Consider the following 1,971-nt stretch of genomic DNA (forward strand, 5'->3'; position numbering starts at 1 on the left):
GCCGGGCCAGTGCCGACTCGGCCGCCCGCGCGGCAGGGGCCCGGGTGGCCGCCCTGGCCACCTCACCTGTACCGGTCGTCCCCCACACCACCCCGCAACCCCGTTATGAGATGATCCTCGACCGATTCAGCATTACCACCCGGGAGCAGTTGACCTGCGGCTGCCATGTGCACGTCTCAGTCGATTCTGATGAGGAAGGCGTGGCGGTGCTGGACCGCATCAGGACCTGGTTGCCGGTTTTAACGGCATTGACCGCGAACTCGCCTTTCTGGAACGGGACGGATACCGGTTATGCCAGCTTCCGGTCCCAAGCGTGGGGGCGGATCCCCACGACCGGCCCCCATGACATCTTCGGCTCCGCTCAGGGGTATCACGGACACGTCCAAGCCCTGCTGGCCACCGGTGTCCCGCTTGATGAAGCGATGATGTACTTTGATGCCCGCCTCTCCCGGGACCACCCCACCGTCGAAATCCGGGTTGCCGACGTCTGCCTCGACGCTGACACCACCGTTTTGCTGGCCGCACTGGTACGCGCCCTCGTCGAAACCGCCTCCCGCCAATGGTGCGCCGGCGAACCGCCACAGCCGGTTTCCGTGGCCGTGTTGCGTCTGGCCGGCTGGCAGGCCAGCAGATGGGGCATCGAGTCGGACCTGCTGCACCCCCTGGACAACCGGCCCCACGCCGCCGGCGATGTCATCACCGCACTACTGGAGCATGTGCGCCCGGCCCTGATTGAGGCCGGCGATGAGGCCACCGTGGAAGCCCTCCTCGCTCAGGTGCTCGCCGACGGAACAGGTTCGCGGCGTCAACGCGCCGTATTTCAACGCAGAGGGCGGCTCTCCGACGTCGTGATCGACGCCATTTCCATCACCAACACCGGCCAGAGCAGGCTGAACCGAAGATAGAACGAACAGTTTTGCCCGCCCATTGCGGGCCGCGTCAACCAGTGATTCAAACGGCGCTCATGGCCATTCGCCCCTGCGCCGAATCCTCATTCTGATCACCACCATCCTGTTCATCCAGGAACGGCGAATCACTCATTTCCCTTGCGGCGTAGCGCGCCCGCCTGGACAGAAAGAGTCTTACGGAAAACCTGTCTAGAATTTTGTGCTGTAGCGGTATAGGAAGGCGGCCATGGCGTCACGGTTGACGGGCTTATAGGGACGGTAGGTGCCGTCGTCGTATCCGGTGGTGATGCCGGCGGATTCGAGCCAGGTCACCTCCTTGTAGAACTTACTCCCGCCGGGGTAGTCGGTAAAGGGCGAGGTTTGTGGTGCAGCGAACGCCGGCTCACCTGCCATCCGGTAGAGGAACGCCGCCATCGCTTCACGGTTGATCGGTTCGAGCGGCCGGAAGGTGCCGTCGGGCCAGCCATTGGTGATGCCGGTGCTTTCGAGCCAGGTGACTTCCTTGTAGAACTTGCTCCCCGAAGGGTAGTCGGTAAACGGTGAGGCCGCCGGCGGTGTGAAGGGGGGTTTGCCCGCCATCCGGTACAGAAACGCGGCCATGGCATCGCGGTTGATCGGCGTATAGGGACGGAATGTTCCATCTGGCCACCCGTTGGTGATGTTGTGGCGGTCCGCCCACATGATCTCCGGGTAAAATTTTGTCGCCGTAGTGACGTCGGCGAAGCCGTTGGTGGCGAACTGCCGCAGTTCACTATAGGTGCCGTGGAATTGGTTGGAGTCTCCGGCGAACGGGCCCGTGGAGGAGTACTGCCATAGGGTGTAGTTTTCCCAGCCGCCATACATGTAGACATCGAAGCCGTCCTCATAACCCGGGTAGGGGTAGGCGGCAGCATGCAGGTCATGGTCGCTGAAGGCCGTCGAATTGCCGGTGCAGGTGGTCCACCACGCGTAGGAGGTGTAGATCGCCGGCTTACGGTCTGTCAGGGATTTGACCGTGTCGGAGAAATCGTCAATCCAGTCGACGAGCTCATCCTCACCCATGTCGTAGCACATGTTTCCCAGC

The 1,971-nt window shown here is 62.7% G+C and carries 2 protein-coding genes; one reads left to right on the top strand and one right to left on the bottom strand.

Annotated features, from left to right (window positions below):
• The coding region (locus Y707_RS27180) for a glutamate--cysteine ligase (RefSeq protein ID WP_035782395.1) at window positions 1-905 on the top strand (905 nt) is incomplete at its 5' end.
• A gap of 192 nt (window positions 906-1,097) precedes the next feature.
• On the opposite strand, the gene Y707_RS27185 is transcribed toward Y707_RS27180, so the two are convergent.
• Window positions 1,098-1,971: S-layer homology domain-containing protein (locus tag Y707_RS27185; RefSeq protein ID WP_035782397.1), on the bottom strand; the 874-nt coding region annotated here is incomplete at its 5' end.

Origin of the sequence: Arthrobacter sp. H14 (genome assembly GCF_000520495.1) — a bacterium.
In the GTDB taxonomy this organism is placed as follows: Bacteria; Actinomycetota; Actinomycetes; order Actinomycetales; family Micrococcaceae; genus Arthrobacter_C.